At 39.1% G+C, this 20,091-nt stretch carries 22 protein-coding genes; 6 read left to right on the top strand and 16 right to left on the bottom strand.

The annotated features are described in order from the left end of the window. Window positions 1-50: 50 nt before the first annotated feature. The 12 genes from ABJK37_RS12335 to ccoN all read right to left on the bottom strand — a co-directional run bounded on the left by ABJK37_RS12335 (window position 51) and on the right by ccoN (window position 10,826). On the bottom strand, window positions 51-602 hold the full coding sequence (locus ABJK37_RS12335) for a DUF1232 domain-containing protein (protein ID WP_215928106.1): 552 nt from the start codon (window positions 600-602) through the stop codon (window positions 51-53). 81 nt (window positions 603-683) lie between these two features. Beyond that, window positions 684-1,694: a patatin-like phospholipase family protein gene (locus ABJK37_RS12330; protein ID WP_348353997.1), complete on the bottom strand. Its 1,011-nt coding sequence runs from the start codon at window positions 1,692-1,694 to the stop codon at window positions 684-686. Between the two features lie 14 nt (window positions 1,695-1,708). Further along, window positions 1,709-2,620, bottom strand: coding sequence for a tRNA 2-thiocytidine(32) synthetase TtcA (gene ttcA / locus ABJK37_RS12325; protein ID WP_348353994.1), 912 nt, complete (start codon window positions 2,618-2,620; stop codon window positions 1,709-1,711). Between the two features lie 185 nt (window positions 2,621-2,805). Next, on the bottom strand, window positions 2,806-3,735 hold the full coding sequence (uspE, locus tag ABJK37_RS12320) for a universal stress protein UspE (protein WP_348353991.1): 930 nt from the start codon (window positions 3,733-3,735) through the stop codon (window positions 2,806-2,808). Between the two features lie 102 nt (window positions 3,736-3,837). Further along, window positions 3,838-4,509, bottom strand: a complete 672-nt coding sequence (locus ABJK37_RS12315; RefSeq protein WP_348353988.1) for a sulfite exporter TauE/SafE family protein — start codon at window positions 4,507-4,509, stop codon at window positions 3,838-3,840. Beyond that, on the bottom strand, window positions 4,502-4,693 hold the full coding sequence (gene ccoS, locus ABJK37_RS12310) for a cbb3-type cytochrome oxidase assembly protein CcoS (RefSeq protein ID WP_348353985.1): 192 nt from the start codon (window positions 4,691-4,693) through the stop codon (window positions 4,502-4,504). The genes ABJK37_RS12315 and ccoS overlap by 8 nt, the downstream gene beginning before the upstream one ends. A gap of 12 nt (window positions 4,694-4,705) precedes the next feature. Further along, window positions 4,706-7,075 carry a heavy metal translocating P-type ATPase gene (locus ABJK37_RS12305; RefSeq protein WP_348353982.1) on the bottom strand — a complete coding sequence of 790 codons (2,370 nt, stop codon included), beginning with the start codon at window positions 7,073-7,075 and terminating at the stop codon, window positions 4,706-4,708. 4 nt (window positions 7,076-7,079) lie between these two features. Next, on the bottom strand, window positions 7,080-7,571 hold the full coding sequence (locus ABJK37_RS12300; RefSeq protein ID WP_348353979.1) for a FixH family protein: 492 nt from the start codon (window positions 7,569-7,571) through the stop codon (window positions 7,080-7,082). Window positions 7,572-7,653: 82 nt separating this feature from the next. Then, window positions 7,654-8,610 (bottom strand): cytochrome-c oxidase, cbb3-type subunit III, encoded by a 957-nt coding sequence (gene ccoP / locus ABJK37_RS12295; RefSeq protein ID WP_348353977.1) that lies wholly within the window; start codon window positions 8,608-8,610, stop codon window positions 7,654-7,656. Beyond that, the gene (locus ABJK37_RS12290; RefSeq protein ID WP_348353974.1) at window positions 8,603-8,776 is read right to left on the bottom strand and encodes a cbb3-type cytochrome c oxidase subunit 3; all 174 of its coding nucleotides are present in this window, start codon (window positions 8,774-8,776) and stop codon (window positions 8,603-8,605) included. The genes ccoP and ABJK37_RS12290 overlap by 8 nt, the downstream gene beginning before the upstream one ends. 1 nt (window position 8,777) lies before the next feature. After that, window positions 8,778-9,383, bottom strand: coding sequence for a cytochrome-c oxidase, cbb3-type subunit II (gene ccoO, locus ABJK37_RS12285; RefSeq protein ID WP_348353971.1), 606 nt, complete (start codon window positions 9,381-9,383; stop codon window positions 8,778-8,780). Window positions 9,384-9,395: 12 nt separating this feature from the next. Then, the gene (gene ccoN, locus ABJK37_RS12280) at window positions 9,396-10,826 is read right to left on the bottom strand and encodes a cytochrome-c oxidase, cbb3-type subunit I (protein ID WP_348353968.1); all 1,431 of its coding nucleotides are present in this window, start codon (window positions 10,824-10,826) and stop codon (window positions 9,396-9,398) included. A 303-nt stretch (window positions 10,827-11,129) separates the two neighbouring features. Between ccoN and ABJK37_RS12275 the strand changes: the two genes are divergently transcribed. Next, on the top strand, window positions 11,130-11,531 hold the full coding sequence (locus tag ABJK37_RS12275; RefSeq protein WP_348353965.1) for a hypothetical protein: 402 nt from the start codon (window positions 11,130-11,132) through the stop codon (window positions 11,529-11,531). 37 nt (window positions 11,532-11,568) lie between these two features. Here ABJK37_RS12275 and bfr (ABJK37_RS12270) read toward each other — a convergent pair whose 3' ends face one another. The 4 genes from bfr (ABJK37_RS12270) to ABJK37_RS12255 form a co-directional block, all read right to left on the bottom strand. Continuing rightward, window positions 11,569-12,036 carry a bacterioferritin gene (gene bfr, locus ABJK37_RS12270; RefSeq protein WP_348353962.1) on the bottom strand — a complete coding sequence of 156 codons (468 nt, stop codon included), beginning with the start codon at window positions 12,034-12,036 and terminating at the stop codon, window positions 11,569-11,571. A 1-nt stretch (window position 12,037) separates the two neighbouring features. Further along, window positions 12,038-12,511, bottom strand: coding sequence for a bacterioferritin (bfr, locus tag ABJK37_RS12265; RefSeq protein WP_348353959.1), 474 nt, complete (start codon window positions 12,509-12,511; stop codon window positions 12,038-12,040). 130 nt (window positions 12,512-12,641) lie between these two features. Beyond that, the gene (locus ABJK37_RS12260) at window positions 12,642-14,219 is read right to left on the bottom strand and encodes a cation:proton antiporter family protein (protein ID WP_348353956.1); all 1,578 of its coding nucleotides are present in this window, start codon (window positions 14,217-14,219) and stop codon (window positions 12,642-12,644) included. Between the two features lie 104 nt (window positions 14,220-14,323). After that, on the bottom strand, window positions 14,324-14,689 hold the full coding sequence (locus tag ABJK37_RS12255) for a hypothetical protein (protein WP_348353953.1): 366 nt from the start codon (window positions 14,687-14,689) through the stop codon (window positions 14,324-14,326). A 450-nt stretch (window positions 14,690-15,139) separates the two neighbouring features. Between ABJK37_RS12255 and ABJK37_RS12250 the strand changes: the two genes are divergently transcribed. From ABJK37_RS12250 to ABJK37_RS12230, 5 genes are read left to right on the top strand one after another with little or no spacing between them, the layout of a single operon-like run. After that, window positions 15,140-17,236, top strand: coding sequence for a type VI secretion system tip protein VgrG (locus ABJK37_RS12250; RefSeq protein WP_348353950.1), 2,097 nt, complete (start codon window positions 15,140-15,142; stop codon window positions 17,234-17,236). Between the two features lies 1 nt (window position 17,237). Continuing rightward, complete coding sequence (locus ABJK37_RS12245) at window positions 17,238-17,705, top strand: hypothetical protein (RefSeq protein WP_348353947.1); 468 nt, start codon at window positions 17,238-17,240, stop codon at window positions 17,703-17,705. 39 nt (window positions 17,706-17,744) lie between these two features. After that, complete coding sequence (locus ABJK37_RS12240) at window positions 17,745-18,203, top strand: DUF4150 domain-containing protein (protein ID WP_348353944.1); 459 nt, start codon at window positions 17,745-17,747, stop codon at window positions 18,201-18,203. 2 nt (window positions 18,204-18,205) lie between these two features. Next, a complete protein-coding gene (locus tag ABJK37_RS12235; RefSeq protein WP_348353941.1) occupies window positions 18,206-19,348 on the top strand; it encodes a hypothetical protein in 1,143 nt (380 codons plus the stop codon). Further along, a complete protein-coding gene (locus tag ABJK37_RS12230) occupies window positions 19,329-20,090 on the top strand; it encodes an AHH domain-containing protein (protein ID WP_348353938.1) in 762 nt (253 codons plus the stop codon). The genes ABJK37_RS12235 and ABJK37_RS12230 overlap by 20 nt, the downstream gene beginning before the upstream one ends. Window position 20,091: the final 1 nt, after the last annotated feature.

Genomic DNA, 20,091 nt, shown 5'->3' with positions numbered 1-20,091 from the left:
ATATAAAATAGGGCAAAAATGAATTTGCCCTAAAAATAAAAATTAACCCTCTACATTCTTCTCGAAAACAACCGTCTACCACCCGCATTACTGCGGCTGCGTCGCATATTTGAACGAAGTTCAGTCCGCTTACTATCTAACCAACTATCGCGGTTGACGTTTGCTTCTTCGCCTCTACGGTTTTCTTCAGTTTGCCTAAAACTACAAAATTGTCTGTAGGCAGATAAGTCTTGTGACAACTCTTGTATGACCAACTCAATCATGATTGCATCATCAACATAACCTAGCCCAGGAATATTGTCGGGCACTAGATCTTCTGGCTCAGTAAAGTAGGCTAGAGAGGTTAAAATTTCATTCTTTTCATCTTCTGGCATTTGCCATTCAGGATCTTCTAAAGCAGAAATAAGGGTCTCCAGCGATTCCATTCGATGTTTCACAAAATCCGGCAAGTTTGCCTTTTCCATCTCAGCGCAAACTAAACGCGCTTTTTCTAACACTTCTGCCGGCGGATACTCACTGGCTTTGTTCATAGCGGCTTTCATCATTGTACGAAAATGATCTAAGTCACTATCAGATAATTCAAAACTTATTTGAATGGGCATGGTTCTCAATCCTTATTTTATTTTAGTTGCATACCTTAAAGAGCAGCTAAGACTCTGTCAATCGTACTGATTAAATATCGCTTATTCAGAAGCTAATTGATACTTAATTTGTTCAGAAATTCTATGAACACTTGCGCGGCCATGTTCTATAAGTTCAGTTGCTCGATAAAACTCCATCATGCCAAAATCTCGCAGTTGGGGTTCAATTAGAATATCAGGAGGATCCCCTGCTAATCGGGAACGAGTCACCCTAGCGGCCAAAATATCCAATGACCCAGACATCGCGTTAATGATGGATGGGGCAGGAGGCACTTGCACTTCTGTTTGGTTTGGCAATCCTTCAGTATTTTGGTTTTCTACGTTGGTTGGTTCGATTATATCTAAGAAGTCTTGATCTTCAGAAGAGTTTGGTGAATTGTCTTCCTGACTAGAAATACCGTCTTTGGTAAACCATTGCCTAATTTGCTGTTTGCTACGTGTAAAAAACTCAGAGGTTTTCTTTTGATTATTGCCATGATCGATTTGATTATTGACGATGGATTGAGGTCTAAAATCTGCGCTTAGATTAACGGCAATGACAATATCAGCACCTAACATTCTGCACATATTGACTGGTACAGGATTAACCACGCCGCCATCTACTAGCCAACGGTTGTTATATAACAGCGGTGGGAAAAGACCTGGAATGGCGCAGGAGGCTTTTACAGCTTCCACTACTGAACCACTGGTAAAATTAACTTCACGGCCACTGTATAAATCTGTAGCAACGGCAGCAAATGGTTTATTTAATTGCTCAAAGTTATCATAACTAAAATCGTCTTGTAGCGCTTTAAACACCTTAAGACCACTGACTAAGCCTCCTTTATGGAAACCCACTCCCATTAACGCTATGACCTGCCACTCCGTAAGACTTGTAACCCACTGCGCTAACTCTGGTAATTTACCAGACGCATAAGCCGCTCCAACATAAGAGCCAATAGAACAACCAGATACAATATCTATTTGAATGCCCATTTCTTCTAAGGCTTGGATGACGCCAATATGAGCCCAACCACGGGCTGCGCCACTACCTAGTGCTAGTCCTATTTTCATTGTAGTCTTGGGTCCTAAATGTTGGTAACGTCGAGTGAATCAGCATGACGGTTTTTATTGACGGGAGTATTAACAAACTCAGGAGGATCAAACCCAATATCACCATCTACAAATGGCGCTGCTTGAGTTTTTAAGCCGATGAAGTCATATTGGCTACTATCGGCTAGGTGTGACGGAACCACATTCTGCAATGCTTTGGCCATAGACTCAATTCTTCCAGGGAACCGTTGCTGCCAATCTTGTAACATGCCTTTAATTACCTTTCTTTGTAGGTTTTCTTGGGAGCCGCATAAATTACAGGGGATAATTGGAAACTCCGAAAATTGTGAATATTCAGCGATATCTTTTTCGGCGCAATAAGCTAAAGGGCGAATAACTATCTGTTTTCCATCATCACTCACTAACTTTGGTGGCATAGCTTTAAGTTGTCCGCCATTGAACATGTTTAAAAATAATGTTTCTAACATGTCATCTCTATGATGGCCGAGAGCAATTTTAGTTGCTTGTAAGCGTGTTGCAGTTTTATACAAAATCCCACGACGAAGCCGGGAACATAATGAACAGGTCGTTTTACCTTCCGGTATTTTATCAATAACAATTGAATAGGTATCTTCTTCGACAACTTCAAAATCGACACCTAATTGCGTGAGGTATTGCGGTAACACGTGTTCCGGAAACCCAGGCTGTTTCTGGTCGAGGTTAACAGCAATTATGCTAAAAGATATCGGGGCCACTTTTTGCATGTGTAATAATATATCCAACATAGTGTAGCTATCCTTGCCACCCGATAAACACACCATTACCTTGTCGCCATCTTCGATCATATTAAAGTCAGCGATCGCTTTACCCGTATTATGCCTGATACGTTTTTGCAATTTAGTAAAGCTAGCAGAGTGTTTTTGATTAGTACTGGATAAATGATTCATGAATACGGCTTATATATCGTTTTGCGAAAAGGGCGGTTAAAGTTATTGCGCAATTATACTGAAAAAACTTCGCCTTTCTAAACTAAACCTCACTTTATTGAAGAGCATGTTACCTACGGATAGGTTTGAACTTAAAAAGTCCAAGTTATATTCAGCCAAAAACAAAAAATGTGTGAATTTTAATCCTAACATTTTACAGGAGAGACAAAACCTTCAGGCTTTATTGCTAAAACATCACAATTAAGTTTGTCTATAACATGTTCGGCTGTGTTACCTATCAATGCCGCAGAAATGCCTTGCCTACCTACGGTTCCCAGCACAACCAATTCAGCATCTAACTGTTCGGCGAATTTGGGAATAACATCTTCTGGTAGGCCTATATGAACATGACAGCAGTCATCGCTAATGTGATGTTTTTCACTGTGTATTTGCATACTGCGTTCATGGTGTTGCCTAGCGGATTCATCATAAGTAGTCGGATCAAACTCTGGAATTTCAATGACAATATTGGCAGGGGTGCCCGGATACGAATTGACTAAATGCACGTTTGAAGTTAATAATTTCCCAAAATGTAAAGCTTGTTTGGTTATTTCTTCATTTAAAGAAACGTGTTCTTCAACGTCAACACCTACGTTAATTGCAGCAATAATTTGACCACCAATTGGCCAATCATGCTCCTTAACGAGTAACACTGGAACTGGTGCTTTACGCATTATATGCCAGTCGGTAGGTGTAAATATGACAGATTTTAAAGAATCATGCTGCTGAGTACCCTTAACGATTAAATCAAAACCTTGTTCGATTACTTCATAAATAATGCTTTCGTAAGGCCTATTATGCCAAACAATTTTTACATCAATACTTACACCTTGATTACCAAAATTCTCAGAAACTAAATTAACTAACCAATCCGTTCTATCATCTATTACAGCCTGGCGCATATTTTCACGTTCATCCATGGATAACATGGTGGTCATTTCATATGAAAAATCATAGATAGTTAAGAATGCAGTAATGCTAGCACCATTCATCCGAGCTATTTCAATCGCTCTAGCTAAAGACTTTTGAGAAGAGAGTTCTGGTTCAATAACCGCGAGTATTTTCTGATAATTCATATCCGACCTGCACGTTAGATAGCTAAGAAGAACTAAGCTAAGCTTATGAAACTATTTAAAGTTTTACCAGCCAAAATGCAACACTATCAAAATGGGAGGTGTTTATTTAATGGAGCCAGACATGGCGTGGAATAATTGTATTGTGGCAAACAGCAGCAATAATACACCCATGAAAGTTTTGACTTTAGGCTTCTGAATGAGCGACTGAACTTTGTTGAAACCGGTCGCCATTAATATCATTATTGGCAAAGTACCTAATCCGAATCCAGCCATAATTTTTGCTCCCTGTATGGCAGATCCACTCGCTAAAGACCAAGTTAAAACTGAATACACTAAACCACATGGCAACCACCCCCAGACCATGCCATACGGTACGGCATGTAATGGACTCCTAAACGGTAAAAGTTTTTTTGACCAGGGCCGAATAACTTGCCAAAACTTGCTCCCTAATTTTTCTATTTTCGTTAGTCCTTGCCACCAACCTGCGATATATAAACCCAATAAAAATAGAAAAATACCACTAACAAACTCTAAAACCACAATCCCCATATTAACTTGTCGGGTGAATAAGTAACCAGCCCAACCTGTTAGGGCACCGGCTAGGGTATAACTGCATATTCGCCCCAAATTGTAGGCCAAAGTATAGGGGAGCATAGCGGCATTTTTAGGCACCGCATAGGCAAATGCGCCTACGATACCACCACACATTCCAACGCAATGAACACCTCCAGCTAAGCCAATAACAAAGGCTGAAAAAAAACTCAGGTCATTCATTAGCTTTATCGATGTCAGCTTGGGTTTTATTTACTTTTTTAGGTAAATCGTCGTCGAATAAAATACTGCTACCGTGACGCTCTAGATCCTCGAACTGATTTGATTTAACCGCCCAAAAAAATACCGCTACTGCGATAAACACAAGTAACAGTGCGATGGGGATCAACACATAAATAATACTCAAAACTACTCCTAGTTATTTTAAAAGCCTAATGGAGTTAACTACTACTATAAACGAACTCAACGACATACCTACAACAGCCATCCAAGGGCTCAACAAACCACACACAGCTAAAGGTAAAACTAAAAGGTTGTAAGCAATTGCCCAACTCATATTTTGGATAATCTTAACTTTGCAGCGTTTGGCAATCGTAAATACCAAGCTAATTTTTTCCAAAGAGTTATCCAGCAAAATTACATCGGCTGAGGACTTTGCCAAATCTGAACCTGCCCCTAAGGTCACAGACACATCTGCTTGTGCCAAAACTGGACCGTCATTAATGCCGTCGCCTACCATCAATACTACATGTTTCTGTGACTGGGCTTGTTTAATGAAATTTAATTTTTCTTCAGGTGTTTGTTGTGCCAACCAATTAGGGATCTTCAAAGTGTTAGCGACATCTTCAACCACACTTGGGATGTCGCCACTAAGCAAAGTTAAATGCTTAGATTTAATTTCTTCTAGAAAGGTTACACTGGTTGGACGAATTTTGTCAGTTAACAAAAAGCCGCATAGTACAAAGTGTTGGTTTGAAAGGAATACATTGCAACCTTGCATTTCTATTGGAATGTCTAAATTGACGTAGTTTAATGAACCGAGTTTATAACGGACATCACCAATGACTCCTGTTACACCTTGTCCAATTTTTGCAGAAAAATCGGACACTTGATATCCACTTGGTAGTTCTGTGAAAGCGTTGGCTATGGGGTGGGATGAATATTTTTCTAAACTTGCCGCCAATTCTAGACAGTGTTCTTTGTTGTGTGTTTTATCACAAAAACTGTCAACAATAGTGAATTTTCCTTCCGTCAAAGTGCCTGTCTTATCTAAGGCTATCCAATCTACTTGCGATATTTGTTCAAGGGCATCCGCACGCTTAAGCAATATTCCTTTACTATTTAAATGTGCAACAGCGCAGGATAGGGCAGACGGCGTGGCCAGTCCCAAAGCACAAGGGCAGGTGGCGATGAGAATGGAAATAGTGATCCACAAAGCTTGTGACGCGTCTATTTGCGTCCAAACAACATAACTACTCAAAGCAATGACCAACACTCCCACAACGAAATATTGTGAAAATTGATCTGCCAAGGTGGCTATTTTCGGCTTATCTAACAACGCTTTGTTTTGAAGAATATTGATCTGACTAAGCATAGATTGTTTTAAGGACTTATTAACCTTAATGGTTAAGGTACCTAACTGATTAACAGTGCCTGCATACACGGTTTCACCAATAGTTTTGCGAACCAATTCAAATTCACCCGTTAACAATGCTTCATCTAACTGCCCTTGCCCCTGAATTATTTCACCATCGACCGGTACCATTTCTCCAGACTTAACCAAAACGATTTGTTCTGCTACTAGTGACTTGGCTAATACCGGCAACAACTCGTTGCCCTCTATCAAAGTTGCAGTAGTTGGCATGTACTCCAACATGTTGGCTGAAAGTTGCGACGCTTTATAGCGAGAACTGTGCTCTAAATAACGACTGGTGAGCAAGAAAAACACAAACATACATAAAGATTCAAAATAGGTTTGCCCGCTATTTTGTACGGTGGCAAACACCCCAGACACATAAATTAGTGTGAGTGCCATGGTAATTGGCACGTCCATATTGACAACTTTGGCACGAAGCGCCCTGAATGCACTTGAGTAGAATTCAGAGGCAGAATAGAGAATAACAGGGGTAGTTAAGAACAAACTTATCCAATTGAAATATTGTTTAGTTTGCGCATCAATGTGCCCAAACAAGTCAAAAAACACCCCGATGTTTAGCATCATAACTTGCATAGTCATCAGACCGGCTAGACCAAGTCGCTTTAAAAACGCGTTATTTTCTTGTTTAAATGAGGCTTCGTGCTGTTCAATTTGAAACGGCTTGGCGTGATAACCAATCTTTTCAATATAACCCAATATTTGACTGAATTTTAATTTTTGATTGTCCCAAGAGACTGTGGCGCGTCTAGCTGATACGTTAACTCCTACTTTATTAATACCTTGTACTTTAGCAAGTTGTTTTTCGATTAACCAACCACAAGCAGCGCAATTAATACCGCTAATTGTTAGCTGGATTTCACTCCCGTTGGCACTTGATTCAGTAAATTCTTGTAAAATACTATCATCATCAAATACTTTGAGTTTAGCTAATAATTCATCTTCGTTTTCAGAGGCTTTCTCTGCAAATTCGCTACGATAATGATAATAATCCTCCAAACCATTGCTGATTATTGCTTCGGCTACCGCGCAACATCCCGGACAACAAAAGGTTTGTTGCTCTCCGAAAACCGTAGTGTGATAAGTAAACTCTGGGGGAACGTCTAAACCACAATGGAAACAATCAGTATGCATCGAGTCAGGGCTTTAAATCAAAGGCGTTAGTTTGTGGAAGAGCAACCATTTTTTGAATTTTCCAACTTCCGTCAAAGGGATGTAAACTCAATTGCCATTTACCTAAAACGTTATTATTCAGTGGTGCGCGGTATATTCCATTGGCATCACGTATCAAAGTCACTGAGAAGTCTTTAAATTTTTGAGTGGCATGCAAAAAGTCTAAGGTCAATGCTTCGCCATTTTCTGGACTCCCACTTATAAAAGTCACTTCCACATAATCCGTAAATACCTGAGTTTTAGTTACGATATTTAGGTTTTTGGCTTGTTGTAGCTTTTGGATTTTTAAATTGATTCCTTTACCTTCCTTGTAATAATCATCAATCACCATGCTATCTTCGCCGTTAAAAGCAAGGTTCATCATTGTAAAGCTGAGGATCATTGAAGTGACAGGCACAATTATTAGAAACCAAGGCCAGAATTGTTTGTACCAAATTTTTGGAAGTTCAGATTTCATGTAACGAAAATACTCAAGGTTAAAAGAACTAAAAAATAAAAAAGCCCCGTAATCACGGGGCTTCTAGTATATCACTTTGTGACTAATTTTTTTGCGACAAACTGTATACGTAGGCACCAACTAGGTGGATTTTCTTTTCACCTAATGTGTCTTTGAACGAAGGCATTACACCGTTACGTCCATAAGTCAGTGTTTCTGTAATTGCTTTGTTTGTTCCACCGTATAACCACGTTTGGTCAGTCAAATTAGGTGCGCCCAATAACTGATTGCCTTTGCCATCCTGACCATGGCAAGCAGCACAAATGGCAAACCTTGCTTGACCTGCATCTACTTTAGCTTTATTCAAGTCTGGTCTATCACTTAGGCTAAGTACATAAGCGACTAATTCCTGAATCCCTTTTTCACCCATGGCGTCAAGCTGTGCAGGCATCATCGCTTGGCGGCCATTAATTAGGGTTTCGGTAATTTTTTCAGGTGTACCACCGTATAACCAATCATCATCGGTTAAATTTGGAAACCCTCTTTGACCACGAGCATCAGAACCATGGCACTGAGAACAATTTTGACTAAATAATCGTTGACCAATTTTTAACGCCTCAGGATCTTTAGCTAATTCAGTGATGGGTTGTTTGTAATAATTATCAAAAATGGGAGCAAAAAGTTCATTCGCAAATTCGACTTCTCTATCATATTGATTAATTACACCATTAGTTTTATTTGCTTCAACAGCTGCTCTCGATTCTTCCAATGATTTAATCGTTTGGTTAGAGCTCTGCCAATTCCATAATCCTTTGTAGTTACCTAATCCAGGATATAAAACTAAGTAAATGACTCCCCAAACAATACAAATGTAAAATAAGATAGTCCACCATCTAGGCAACTGGTTGTTGAGTTCGACAATGCCATCAAACTCGTGATGCATATCATCACCTTCTTTAATGCCAGTGTGATTTTGCAAACACCAACGCAATAATAAATAACAACCTAATATTGACCCCAGTGTTATGACAGAGATCCAGATACTCCAAAAACTACTCATCTACTTTAGACTCCCGCTTGTCTTGCTGTGGCTCATCATCAAATATAAGCCTTTCAGCTTCGTCAAAATTGGCTTTTGACTTTTTACTATAGGCCCACAACACAATTCCAATAAAACATACGAACACTATTACAGTGTAGATACTGCCACTCATTGCATAGTCCATACTATTTCAACGCCGTGCCAAGAGATTGTAAATAAGCGATAAGCGCGACCATCTCAGTCTTGCCTTTAACCGCATCTTTTGCACCAGCAATATCTTCATCCGTATACGGCACACCAAAGTCTCTAAATACACTCATTTTCTTAGCAGTTAATTCACCATCAAGAGTATTTTCAAGTAACCATGGAAAACCTGGCATGTTAGATTCTGGTACCAAATCTCTAGGGTCAGTTAAGTGTATTCTATGCCAGTCATCGCTATAACGACCACCCACACGAGCTAAGTCTGGCCCCGTACGTTTTGAGCCCCATAAGAATGGATGCTCCCATACTGACTCACCTGCTACTGAATAGTGACCATAACGTTCTGTTTCAGAGCGGAAAGGGCGGATCATTTGGCTATGGCATCCTACGCACCCCTCACGAATATATATGTCGCGACCTTCCATTTGTAACGCTGTGTATGGTTTCAATCCATTTACCGGTTCCATGGTTTGTTGTTGAAACATCAGCGGAGTAATTTGCGCCATGCCACCTAAACTTATGGCAACTAGGATAAGGATAGTCAGTAGACCAACATTCTTTTCAATTAACTCATGTACATTCTTCATAATCTGACCTCCTTACGCTGGCTGAGCCGCTGGTTCGATAACAGCTTCGTTTTTATTTCTAATCGTTTTGTAAACGTTGTATGCCATGATTAGCATACCAACTAAGAACAACGCACCACCGATGAATCGAACTAAGTAGAAAGGTTTAGAAGCTTCAAGCGACTCTACAAAACTATAGGTTAGCGTACCGTCAGCGTTAATCGCGCGCCACATTAGACCCTGCAATACACCCGACATCCACATAGCAACTATGTACAACACGGTTCCAATAGTGGCCAACCAAAAATGAATATTAATGAGGTAAATACTGTGCATTCTTTCTTTATTAAATAACACAGGAATAAGGTGGTAAATGGAGCCAATAGATACCATTGCAACCCAACCCAAGGCACCAGAATGTACGTGACCGATCGTCCAATCTGTATAGTGTGACAATGCGTTAACTGTCTTGATTGCCATCATTGGTCCTTCAAATGTGGACATCCCGTAAAAAGAAAGGGAAACAACTAAGAAACGTAATATCGGATCGGTACGCAACTTATGCCAAGCACCCGACAGCGTCATAATTCCGTTTATCATACCGCCCCAAGAAGGTACGAATAAAATGATAGACATCACCATTCCCAAAGACTGAGTCCAATCGGGTAATGCGGTGTAATGAAGGTGGTGAGGTCCAGCCCAAATATACAGAGATATTAATGCCCAAAAATGTACAACAGATAAACGATAGCTATAAACCGGGCGTCCAGCCTGTTTTGGTACAAAGTAGTACATCATGCCTAAGAAACCAGCGGTTAAGAAAAAACCAACTGCGTTATGCCCGTACCACCACTGAATCATTGCATCAACAGCGCCGGCGTATATCGAATAAGATTTTGTTAAGGAAACTGGCACAGCCATACTGTTAGCAATATGCAATACCGCTACAGTTAGCATAAATGCCCCAAAGAACCAGTTCGCCACATATATATGCGACACTTTTCTGATGATCATGGTGCCGAAGAAATTAATAATATAAGCCAGCCAAACAATGGTTATCAATATATCAATTGGCCATTCAAGCTCGCCATATTCTTTTGAACTGGTTAATCCCATTGGAAGGGTTAAGGCTGCAAGCACGATTACTAATTGCCACCCCCAAAAGGTAAACGACGCTAACTTATCGCTAAACAGACGCACATTCGAAGTGCGCTGTACAACGTAAAAAGACGTTGCAAATAGAGCACATCCACCAAATGCGAAAATAACCGCATTGGTATGAAGAGGTCTTAACCTTGAAAAGGTTAGCCAAGGAGTATCAAAGTTCAATGCTGGCCAATACAGTTGTGCGGCGATTAATACCCCGACAGCCATACCAATAATTCCCCATACTACGGTCATCACCGCAAATTGCCGAACTACTTTATAGTTGTATTCGGGATGTACTTGAATAGCTTCACTCATTTAATGAATCTTCCACTCTTGTTAACGATAAATTTACAGGCTCTTTACAAACAAACATAATGTACGTTTGTTATCTAGTGTTGATAGCTAAGCAACTGATATTAAAAATAATATGAACTATAACCCTACTTATTTTAAGGTCATAGACTCGAAAAAGAAAGACAAAAACACACTTGCTAGTTATCTTTTTTTTTATCACACTTAACAGTAGTTTAGTTTAACTCTTGTGCCATTTTGAATCCTACTTTTTTTACCAAAATATTGCTTCCTTTGCTGGTTTTTGCGGCAATTATCGGTTTTTTTTTGAATTATACAGATTCAAATACGCTTAAACCCACAAAACAGTGCAATATTGATCTAACGCAAGAATGCATTGTTTTACATAGCAATCAGCAAATCTCTGTTCGATTTTTACAAGCAATTGAAGTAGAGGAAGAATTACTACTTAGCGTTTCGGTGCCCAGTGGCACAAACATTGAACAAATGTGGGTGCAAGGTATCAACATGTACATGGGTAAAACAGCAGTTTTGTCTGATTCAATTGAAATGGATGGGGAATCTAAGGTGTATAATGCGCGACTTTTCTTAGGGTCATGCAGTGAACCTAAGATGAAGTGGCAGTTGGTAGTTCAAACTATTGATGTTGAGGGGGTGCAACAGTCTTGGTTCTTCAATTTTTCAACTGATAGAAACCAAAAAAGCTGAACGAATATAATTCATTCAGCTTTTCAACGCTTTTATTTTACATCTGTGATTGTAGATAATTAGATAAACCTAAACGTTTTATCAGACCTAATTGTTGTTCAAGCCAATGTGCGTGATCCATTTCGGTGTCATCTAATAGCACTAACAACATATCTCTAGTAACGTAATCTTGCTCAGACTCACAAAGACTTATGGTATCTTTTAACGCCTGAGCAACCGCGTATTCAACACGTAAATCGCTTTCAAGCATAGAAGGTACATCAGTGCCAATTTGTAAACCGTCTCGATCCACCATATTAGGTGTGCCTTCTAAAAACAGCATACGTTCAATTAGCTTTGTTGCGTGGCCTTTTTCGTCATCAAATTCATGTGAGATACGTTCGTAGAGTTTATTTAAACCCCAGTCTTGATACATCTGTGAATGTATAAAATACTGATCCATCGCTGCTAATTCATAGGCGAGTAGGGCGTTGAGTTGCTCAATAACGACTTTTTTACCTTTCATGTTAATCCTCTTCTACTTGGCTTTGTAAATAATTTTCAAGACCTAAGTGTGTAATCTGGTGCTGTTGGGTTTCTATCCAATCAATGTGATCTTCTTCATAACTTAAAATTGATTCAATTAAATCTCGAGAGACAAAGTCCTGCAACTCTTCACAAATTTTAATCGCACTTTTTAATAAGGGTATTTGAGAGCTTTGGAATGCCATATCACAATCCAACATTTCGCGGGTCTCTTCACCAATCATTAATTTACCCAGCATTTGTAAGTTTGGTAATCCTTCCAAAAATAAAATGCGTTCAATTAGTTGATCCGCTTGTTTCATGTCTTTAATCGATTTTTTGTAAGCGGTGTTATTGAGTTTTTCAAATCCCCAATTTTTGAACATTCGCGCATGTAAAAAGTATTGATTAATTGATGTAAGTTCGAAAGTAAGAATTTCGTTAAGCACTGCTAGTACTTTTTTGTCACCTTTCATTGTTTGTTTCTCATGTAAAAACTCATGCACTGAGTATAGTCTTTAGTGGTCCATAAAACCACCAAAACATAAAAAATATCTTATAAAACAATGTGATAGTCAATGATAACGATTACTATTTTGATCTCTATTAAGACTTCAAATGTTCTGGAAGCAATTGCAAACTCTCCTCAGCAAAACCGGTTCCTGCTTCAGTAAAGAAGTTGAATACTTTGTCTGAGCCAGCATCGAGTAGCGGTTGAATTTGATCTTCATAGCGTGCTATTGATGCGATCTTTCCCGAATAATTGGCGTGTTGTAACTGTTCGGTGATGTTACAAATATCCTCAATAGAAGGTAAGGCCATTAAAATGAGTTCTACCTGACTCAAATCCATGTTTTCCCACAGGTCTGCGTCTTCACCATCACCAACCATGGCTTGATAACCCGCTTTTCTCAACGACCTTATACGAACAGGATCCGCATCCATTCCCCATACCTCTTTGCCTACCATTGAATTAAGTGACGTATAGGCACCTTTACCAACTCGACCAAGACCAATTACTACTATTTTTGCACCAATAGGTTGAACGTAAATATCTTCAGGTAAACGACTAGGGTTTTCAAAAGATTTAAGTCGGTCTTTGAACTTGGTGTATTGATTGTGAGATGTTTTATATACCAAGCTGGTTAGCACGAAAGAAAACGACACTGCCAATGCTAAAACCACTAACCACTCGGCGGTAAGCCATCCCAAACTGACCAATAAAGCCACAACAATTAAGCCAAATTCGCTATAATTAGATAATACTAGGCTAGCTAAATAACTTGTGCGTGCTCTTAGTTTTAAAAGCGTAAACAATCCAAAAAACAATACAAATTTGATTGGAATAAACAAGCAAAGCAATAGAGCCGTAAGGGTTAAGTCTAGGGTAGGGAGTGCACTAAACCCTATCGTTAGAAAAAAGCCAACAAGAAAGATATCTTTGAAGTTCATCAGTGCTTTAGACATTTCAGCAGACTTCACATGTGTTGCGATTATCATTCCAACGATTAACGCACCTAAATCACCTTTAATGCCAACCAATGAAAATAGTTCATACCCTCCAAAAGCGAAGATAAAACCTGACAAGATTAATAATTCACCATGACCTACACGCTCTAGAATACTTTTCCAAACGGGTCTGACGAAAAATAGAAGCAAAAGTAGTAAAGCCCATATTGAAGGAACCTTCCCGGTAGCAATGACTAAAAACAACACTGCAATGATGTCTTGCATTATCAACACGCCAATTGCTAACTTTCCATGGCGGGTTTTCATTTCACCGCTTTCTTCAAGTATTTTAACAATACACACTGTGCTACTAAAACTTAGCGAAAAGGCTAAAAGTGCCTGGGTAAACCAGTCCAAATTCGTAAAAGCATCAAGACCTATCCAAGTAACAATCAATAAAAGTAAATTAACAACCGTTACCCAGATACCTGTATGCAATAGACTGCCTAACCACACTTCTTTTTTATAAAGGTCGCGGACGTTGAGTTTTAGTCCAATGCTAAATAACATCAAGGTTATCCCTAAATTAGCAATGGTTTGTAAGGCTTCGGTTGACTCGAATCCCAAGTAATTAAGTGCGAATCCAGCTATTAGGTAACCTATCAATGGCGGTAAACCGAGCAATTTAAGGCCTAGGCCACAAACAAATGCTAAAAGGATAAAAGCGAATTCCATATGAAATCTTTAACTACTGATAAGTACTTAATATGGTAACAATTTTATTGAGGAAAGCTAGGTGAACAGTTAAACACCATTGTTATATTTAACGTTTATTTACTCTAGTTGAATTGTTTAGAGTCTAACAATTTGGACAGCTCATTGAGTTCTTCCATAAGTCTATTTTCTTTAATTTTTAGCTCTCCCAATTCGAACGTTATCGCTGTCTCTCGTTGTTTAACCTGCTCGTAAGTGAGTGCTTTTTTTAGCTGGTTTTTTTCTTGTTGCAACTGTTCAATACGCTTGGAACGGTCAGCTCTGTCTAGCAACTCGAGTTTTTCAGTAAAACGTGTCAAAGATATGAGATTAACGCTAATACCCACGTTGATACATTGTTCGTAGGTTTTCTGACAATCTTTATAATTATTAGCGCGGATCAGGTTTTTAATCATTTCCACTTTGTCAGAACGGGACTTGTCACTAAGCATTGGGTTAAATTTGCCTTTTACTCGCTAATTACAGATTAAGAACATTGATAGCATGCTTTGGTATTACAATAACGGAAATAGCAGCTAGTTCATATACAAGCTTAGGGTATCTAAAAATCATCTATTTGTAACGAAAACGGGGGTATCTACTGCCAAATTCAGTGAGCCTCAATTAACTATGTTTTTAAATTTAGATGTTGAACGCTAATTGAGCTTGCCTACTTGGTGTCACTATTGTTTTTTGTAATAATAACAGAAATCACATTTAACCTTAGACTAAATCTATCGATATTCGTCATGCGAAAATTGTTGACCGAAAACTAGTTTGCTCTATATTGTGATAACCGAATTTAGTACAACTTATTTAAACAAAGTGATGATTAAATACCTATCAATATTAATTATTTCTCAGTTTTGTTTAAATGTTAACTGGGCTAAGGGAATGAAAGGATGCTTGAACAAGAAAATCGCTTAATTGCTATCGCCACACCATTGGGTGATAACGAATTAGCGCTATATAAGGCAGAGATTAACGAAGAACTTGCCAGACCATTTTCGATAGACGTCGAGTTAGTCAGTGAAAATGACAATATTTCACTTGACGATATAATGGGGCAGAATGTCACGATTCGGTTGGATACAGCTGGTGATGTACGTTTTTTCAATGGCTATATTACTGAATTCCACCAGTTGCCTAACAATGACAGATTCAGTCGTTATGGTGCAACAATCCGACCTTGGCTTTGGTTAATGGACCTAAGCGAAAACTGCCGAATTTTTCAAGAGAAAAGCTACCCTGATATCGTGCAACTCATATTTAATGAATTAGGATTTTCGGATTACGAGAATAAACTAACCGGCACGTATCAACCTCAAGAATATGTAGTTCAATTCAACGAAAGTGACTTTAATTTTGTTACAAGACTGATGGAACAAGAGGGGATTTATTACTACTTTGAGCATGCCGATGGTAAACACACATTAATCTTATCTGATGACAGTACGACGCTACCAAACAGTGGCGATGTTGAGTTTCATCAACAAGGCGGCGCTAACGATGTCACGAATATCGAATCGATCACTAAGTGGGAGAACTACAGGAAGATAGTGACTGGGGGAATTCGCTTATCAGATTTCGATTTTGAGACCCCGTCGAAAAACTTGGAGTTTGTGTCTACTGATCCAAAAACAAGTTTGTTGTCGTCAGTCGAAAAATTCAATTATCCAGGCAAATATAAAGAGCGCGGCAAGGGCACAGAATACGTCCGTTTATTAATGGAAAAAGAAAATGTCGCCTACGAAACTAAAATTGCGAAAAGTAATGTGCGTACGTTGTCTATTGGTAGTCACTTTACATTAAAAGATCATCACCGCGACGATCAAAATAGCGAATACCTGATTACTAAATTCCGTTGCAACTTAAGCTCAGACGAATATATATCGAATGCTAATCTTGATGATTCTGACGTATTTAGCAGTGAATTTACCGCGATCCCTTCGGCAGTTGTTTATCGGCCTCAAGTTAGCGCAACTAAGCCTAAAATGGTTGGTCCGCAAACCGCTATGGTAGTCGGCAAAGCGGGTGAAGAAATTTGGACCGATAAATATGGTCGAGTCAAAGTTCACTTTCACTGGGACAGATATGGAAAAGGTGATGAACAAAGTTCTTGTTGGATCCGCGTAGCGCAAACCTGGGCCGGTAAAAACTGGGGTCAAATTCAAATTCCACGTATTGGACAAGAAGTATTAGTTGATTTTTTAGGTGGTGATCCAGACCGGCCTATTATTGTTGGTAGTGTATATAACGGTTCAACTATGCCTCCCTACGATTTACCTGCAAACGCCACCCAAAGTGGAATAAAAACCAGAAGTACCAAAGGTGGCAATGCGAGCAACTTTAACGAAATTCGCTTCGAAGATGAAAAAGGTAGCGAAGAGCTCTATATGCATGCTGAAAAAGATCAAAACACTGTAGTGGAAAACGATCATTCAGATACGATAGGTAGAAATCGAATGATTGAAGTGGGCGTTAACCATACGGAAATAATTGGCGAAGCGATGTCGTTGACTGTAGGTAGCACCAAAACTGAGTTGGTCAATGTTAACTCTACTGAAACCGTTGGAGTAGCGAAAACCGTTTCAGTAGGCAGTGCGTTAATGGTTACTGTAGGTGCTGCTTCAGCAGAAGTGGTCGGTGCCGCTAAGTCGGAAAGTGTTGGTGCTAGTAAGTCAGTCAATGTTGCACTTAACAACAGCTTAAATGTTGGTGGCGACTCTTCGACGGATATTAGTAAAAATAGCAATATTACAGTAGGCAAAGATCAAGAAATAAAAGTAGCAGGAAAACATATTGAAGAAATTGCTAAAGAGTATGGAGTGACTGCAAAAGAAATACAGCTGACGGCAAAAGATAAAATCACATTTAAAGTAGGAAAAGCCTCCATAACTATGTTGAAAAATGGTGATATTACTGTAAAAGGTAAAAAAATTAACATCAAGGGTAGTGGCGATATTGTGATGAAAGGCAGTAAGATTAAGGAGAATTAACATGAAGACTCAACTAAAATTAGTTGAAACAGCAGAAGTCCCAAATAATACCATCGGTTCCATCCATAGCTTTTCTGAGCAGGGACAAATTTCTATAATTTCTGAGTTTCACGTATTGCCAACTGCAGCTATTAGCACGCAATATTTTGCAGACCCCAACGCCTTAATTGGAGAAAAGGTACTGATATCGTTTATTGATAATGATGTCAACCAACCTGTTATTGTAGGCTTAGTTGCTCAGTCTGTGAAAAACGAAGTGTTGATTCAAAACCAGTCCAAACAACAAAAAAAGCTTTCGTTATCAGTAGAAACCTTTCAATTAACAGCTTCAGAAGAGATTGTGCTAAATGTCGGACGTAGCCAAGTCGTCTTAGATCGATTTGGCAAAGTTGTCATTAAAGGAAAAGATATTACTTCACGCGCGTCATCAAAAAACAAGATGAAGGGTGGAAATATTTCACTAAATTAGCGTTTTATTTTTAACTTTGAAATTACGAGATAATCTAGAATGAGTGTCACAGTTGGAGTCAATTTTCTATCGGTAGTTCATAAATCGAGTAGTGGAGTCACTATTGCGTTTCCTGACGTTTGCAAAACGCCTTCACCTGCAGGTCCAATTCCCATCCCTTACCCTAATATAGCCATGTCTTCTGATACGGCTAAAGGTACTAAAAAAGTAAAATGTGACGGGAATCCTGTTTGTGTAAAAGATTCAAATTTTAAAACTAGTACAGGTGATGAAGCGGGTACTGCTGGCGGTGGCATTATATCGAGCAAAACTAAGGGTAAAGCAGAATTCGTCAATTACTCATTTGACGTCAAGTTTGAAGGTAAAAATGTTGCTCGGGCGTTTGATTTGATGCTTCATAATGATAAAAACACACCACCTTTCCCTGTATTGCAAGGTCCAATTATCTCATCTGGTTCGGACAAAAGAACTTGTATCATCTGTAAAAAAGATTACTAGACATGCATTGTTTTGTTCCGCCTTCACCTGTTTATGTTAATGATACCGTCGTCATCAGTTCGGTTGGTAATACTTCTGAAACTACGGCTGCCTCACTACGAGCAGGCATCGCTCGTCCAGAACAGTTAGATGGATTCGCCGAGGAAACGGAAGACGGTGAAGAGAATATTGTTGGATACCCGATTAGATTGTTAACACATGGATTTGAAGGAGCAGGTCGCTATATTCAATTGATGCGAAGTGGTTTCGAACAGGTAGCCCAAAAAATATCTGCAGACGAACAAAACAGTCACAAGGATGAGTATAGAGAAATTTACTTATTAATGGCTGTGCCTGATGTCTCCAGATATTTACAAACGCTTGAAGTTGAAGAGCAGTTAGATGAAAACCCGTTTCAGTTTTATAATAAAGGCTGGGATGAGACTGTGAAAGTTGCATTGGATCAATCAGGATTGGGCGAATTATTATCAGGTTACACGGTGATTTCAGCAGCACCGTCTTCTATTAGTGAATTGATACAGCAAAGTGCTGCATTATTAACGCAAAAGCCAAATGCACTTGTTATTGCTGGTTTCGTAGATTCGCTAACTGATTTTGCAGGACTCACTTGGTTAAATAATATGGCTAGATTAAAATCAGCAAGCAATCCAGTGGGCCTGATCCCAGGAGAGGCAGTAAGCTACTTGTTTTTAACGTCTTTAGCTAAACCTGGATCAGTCGAAGTTATTTCAGTGAACACTACGGAAGAAGAACACCCTTTGCATAGTGACATCCATCCTGAAGGAAAAGCACTCAATCAATTACTTGTTGAATATAGCAAACAAAATCCTGTGCCAGTTGAGGGGGAATTTTGGAGTATAAACAACTTAACAGGTGAAGAAATACTGGCAATGGAATGGGGCAGAGCGCTTAATTTTTATCAAAAAGATACTAAAACCAATCCGGAACCAGACGTCTGGCTACCAAACGTATCACTGGGAGAAGTGGGGATTTGTTTTGTTTCTATCGCTATTGCTTGGGCACAACAAGCCTTCCGCAGAAATTACGCGCCAACACCCACTTGTGCAGTTGCGGTTTTTTGTTATTCAAATGTACGCACCCTATTAACCATTAAAGGAGTTATTGATGGCACAAGGACATACTAAGGGGGTTAAAAAAGGCAAGTTTTGTGCACAGCGAACGACCTCTAAAGCAAAATGTAAATGTGAATCTCCAAATAATTATGTAGACAATTGTGACATCACGGGAAATTTTTTTCTTCAGGGTAGAAAGAGAAAAGTTAAGAAAAAATTCGAAGCTCACCATTTGTTATGTATTGCCTCGGTCACTGAATTTGTTGGCAAGGATAAGAAAATTCAAGACATTGTTAAAGTGACTCGGTGGTGTATAAACGATAGCCACAATATGCTTGGCATGCCCTTATGGGGGCACACTATTAATCATTATTGCACTTTTATCGGTGCTCTTTTTTCAAAAGAAAGAGATGCGCCTTGGTTTGAAAATACTCCTATGCATGATTATGACCACAATAGTACAGATGGTTATAAGGATGAGTTAGATGACTCTTTAAAAGAATTAGCCAAGCAAATAAAAGCGCTTGCTGATAAAGAACATGAAATGCCAGAGAAAAAATTAGCTGATTCATTGGAAGCTAAATCAACGAGCTTTAGGAGTAAGCTCTTAGTAAGAGGTAAACGTTCTGGAGGAACACATAAAGCTTGGCAATTGGGTATGGAAAAACCAGATTCTGACTGGTATTTACCTTTTTCCATGGCAAAAACCAGAATGGTTGGAAAAAGACGTTTTGCCGCAAAAGGGTTTGATGATTCAGGAAAAATGGCAGAAAAAATGCAAAAAATGATGGATGCATTCAAACGTTGGGGATAGT

The organism is Paraglaciecola sp., from assembly GCF_039964565.1.
In the GTDB taxonomy this organism is placed as follows: domain Bacteria; phylum Pseudomonadota; class Gammaproteobacteria; order Enterobacterales; family Alteromonadaceae; genus Paraglaciecola.
The sequence above is the reverse complement of the archived record's forward strand: the minus strand, read 5'-3'. Positions and strand labels throughout refer to the sequence as shown.

Excerpts from the sequence above, each read along its gene's own strand:
- ABJK37_RS12335 (WP_215928106.1), bottom strand. The coding sequence starts at position 602 with ATGCCCATTCAAATAAGTTTTGAATTATCTGATAGTGACTTAGATCAT.
- ABJK37_RS12330 (WP_348353997.1), bottom strand. The coding sequence starts at position 1,694 with ATGAAAATAGGACTAGCACTAGGTAGTGGCGCAGCCCGTGGTTGGGCT.
- ttcA (WP_348353994.1), bottom strand. The coding sequence starts at position 2,620 with ATGAATCATTTATCCAGTACTAATCAAAAACACTCTGCTAGCTTTACT.
- uspE (WP_348353991.1), bottom strand. The coding sequence starts at position 3,735 with ATGAATTATCAGAAAATACTCGCGGTTATTGAACCAGAACTCTCTTCT.
- ABJK37_RS12315 (WP_348353988.1), bottom strand. The coding sequence starts at position 4,509 with ATGAATGACCTGAGTTTTTTTTCAGCCTTTGTTATTGGCTTAGCTGGA.
- ABJK37_RS12305 (WP_348353982.1), bottom strand. The coding sequence starts at position 7,075 with ATGCATACTGATTGTTTCCATTGTGGTTTAGACGTTCCCCCAGAGTTT.
- ABJK37_RS12300 (WP_348353979.1), bottom strand. The coding sequence starts at position 7,571 with ATGAAATCTGAACTTCCAAAAATTTGGTACAAACAATTCTGGCCTTGG.
- ccoP (WP_348353977.1), bottom strand. The coding sequence starts at position 8,610 with ATGAGTAGTTTTTGGAGTATCTGGATCTCTGTCATAACACTGGGGTCA.
- ABJK37_RS12290 (WP_348353974.1), bottom strand. The coding sequence starts at position 8,776 with ATGGACTATGCAATGAGTGGCAGTATCTACACTGTAATAGTGTTCGTA.
- ccoO (WP_348353971.1), bottom strand. The coding sequence starts at position 9,383 with ATGAAGAATGTACATGAGTTAATTGAAAAGAATGTTGGTCTACTGACT.
- ccoN (WP_348353968.1), bottom strand. The coding sequence starts at position 10,826 with ATGAGTGAAGCTATTCAAGTACATCCCGAATACAACTATAAAGTAGTT.
- bfr (WP_348353962.1), bottom strand. The coding sequence starts at position 12,036 with ATGAAAGGTAAAAAAGTCGTTATTGAGCAACTCAACGCCCTACTCGCC.
- bfr (WP_348353959.1), bottom strand. The coding sequence starts at position 12,511 with ATGAAAGGTGACAAAAAAGTACTAGCAGTGCTTAACGAAATTCTTACT.
- ABJK37_RS12260 (WP_348353956.1), bottom strand. The coding sequence starts at position 14,219 with ATGGAATTCGCTTTTATCCTTTTAGCATTTGTTTGTGGCCTAGGCCTT.
- ABJK37_RS12255 (WP_348353953.1), bottom strand. The coding sequence starts at position 14,689 with ATGCTTAGTGACAAGTCCCGTTCTGACAAAGTGGAAATGATTAAAAAC.
- ABJK37_RS12250 (WP_348353950.1), top strand. The coding sequence starts at position 15,140 with ATGCTTGAACAAGAAAATCGCTTAATTGCTATCGCCACACCATTGGGT.
- ABJK37_RS12245 (WP_348353947.1), top strand. The coding sequence starts at position 17,238 with ATGAAGACTCAACTAAAATTAGTTGAAACAGCAGAAGTCCCAAATAAT.
- ABJK37_RS12240 (WP_348353944.1), top strand. The coding sequence starts at position 17,745 with ATGAGTGTCACAGTTGGAGTCAATTTTCTATCGGTAGTTCATAAATCG.
- ABJK37_RS12235 (WP_348353941.1), top strand. The coding sequence starts at position 18,206 with ATGCATTGTTTTGTTCCGCCTTCACCTGTTTATGTTAATGATACCGTC.
- ABJK37_RS12230 (WP_348353938.1), top strand. The coding sequence starts at position 19,329 with ATGGCACAAGGACATACTAAGGGGGTTAAAAAAGGCAAGTTTTGTGCA.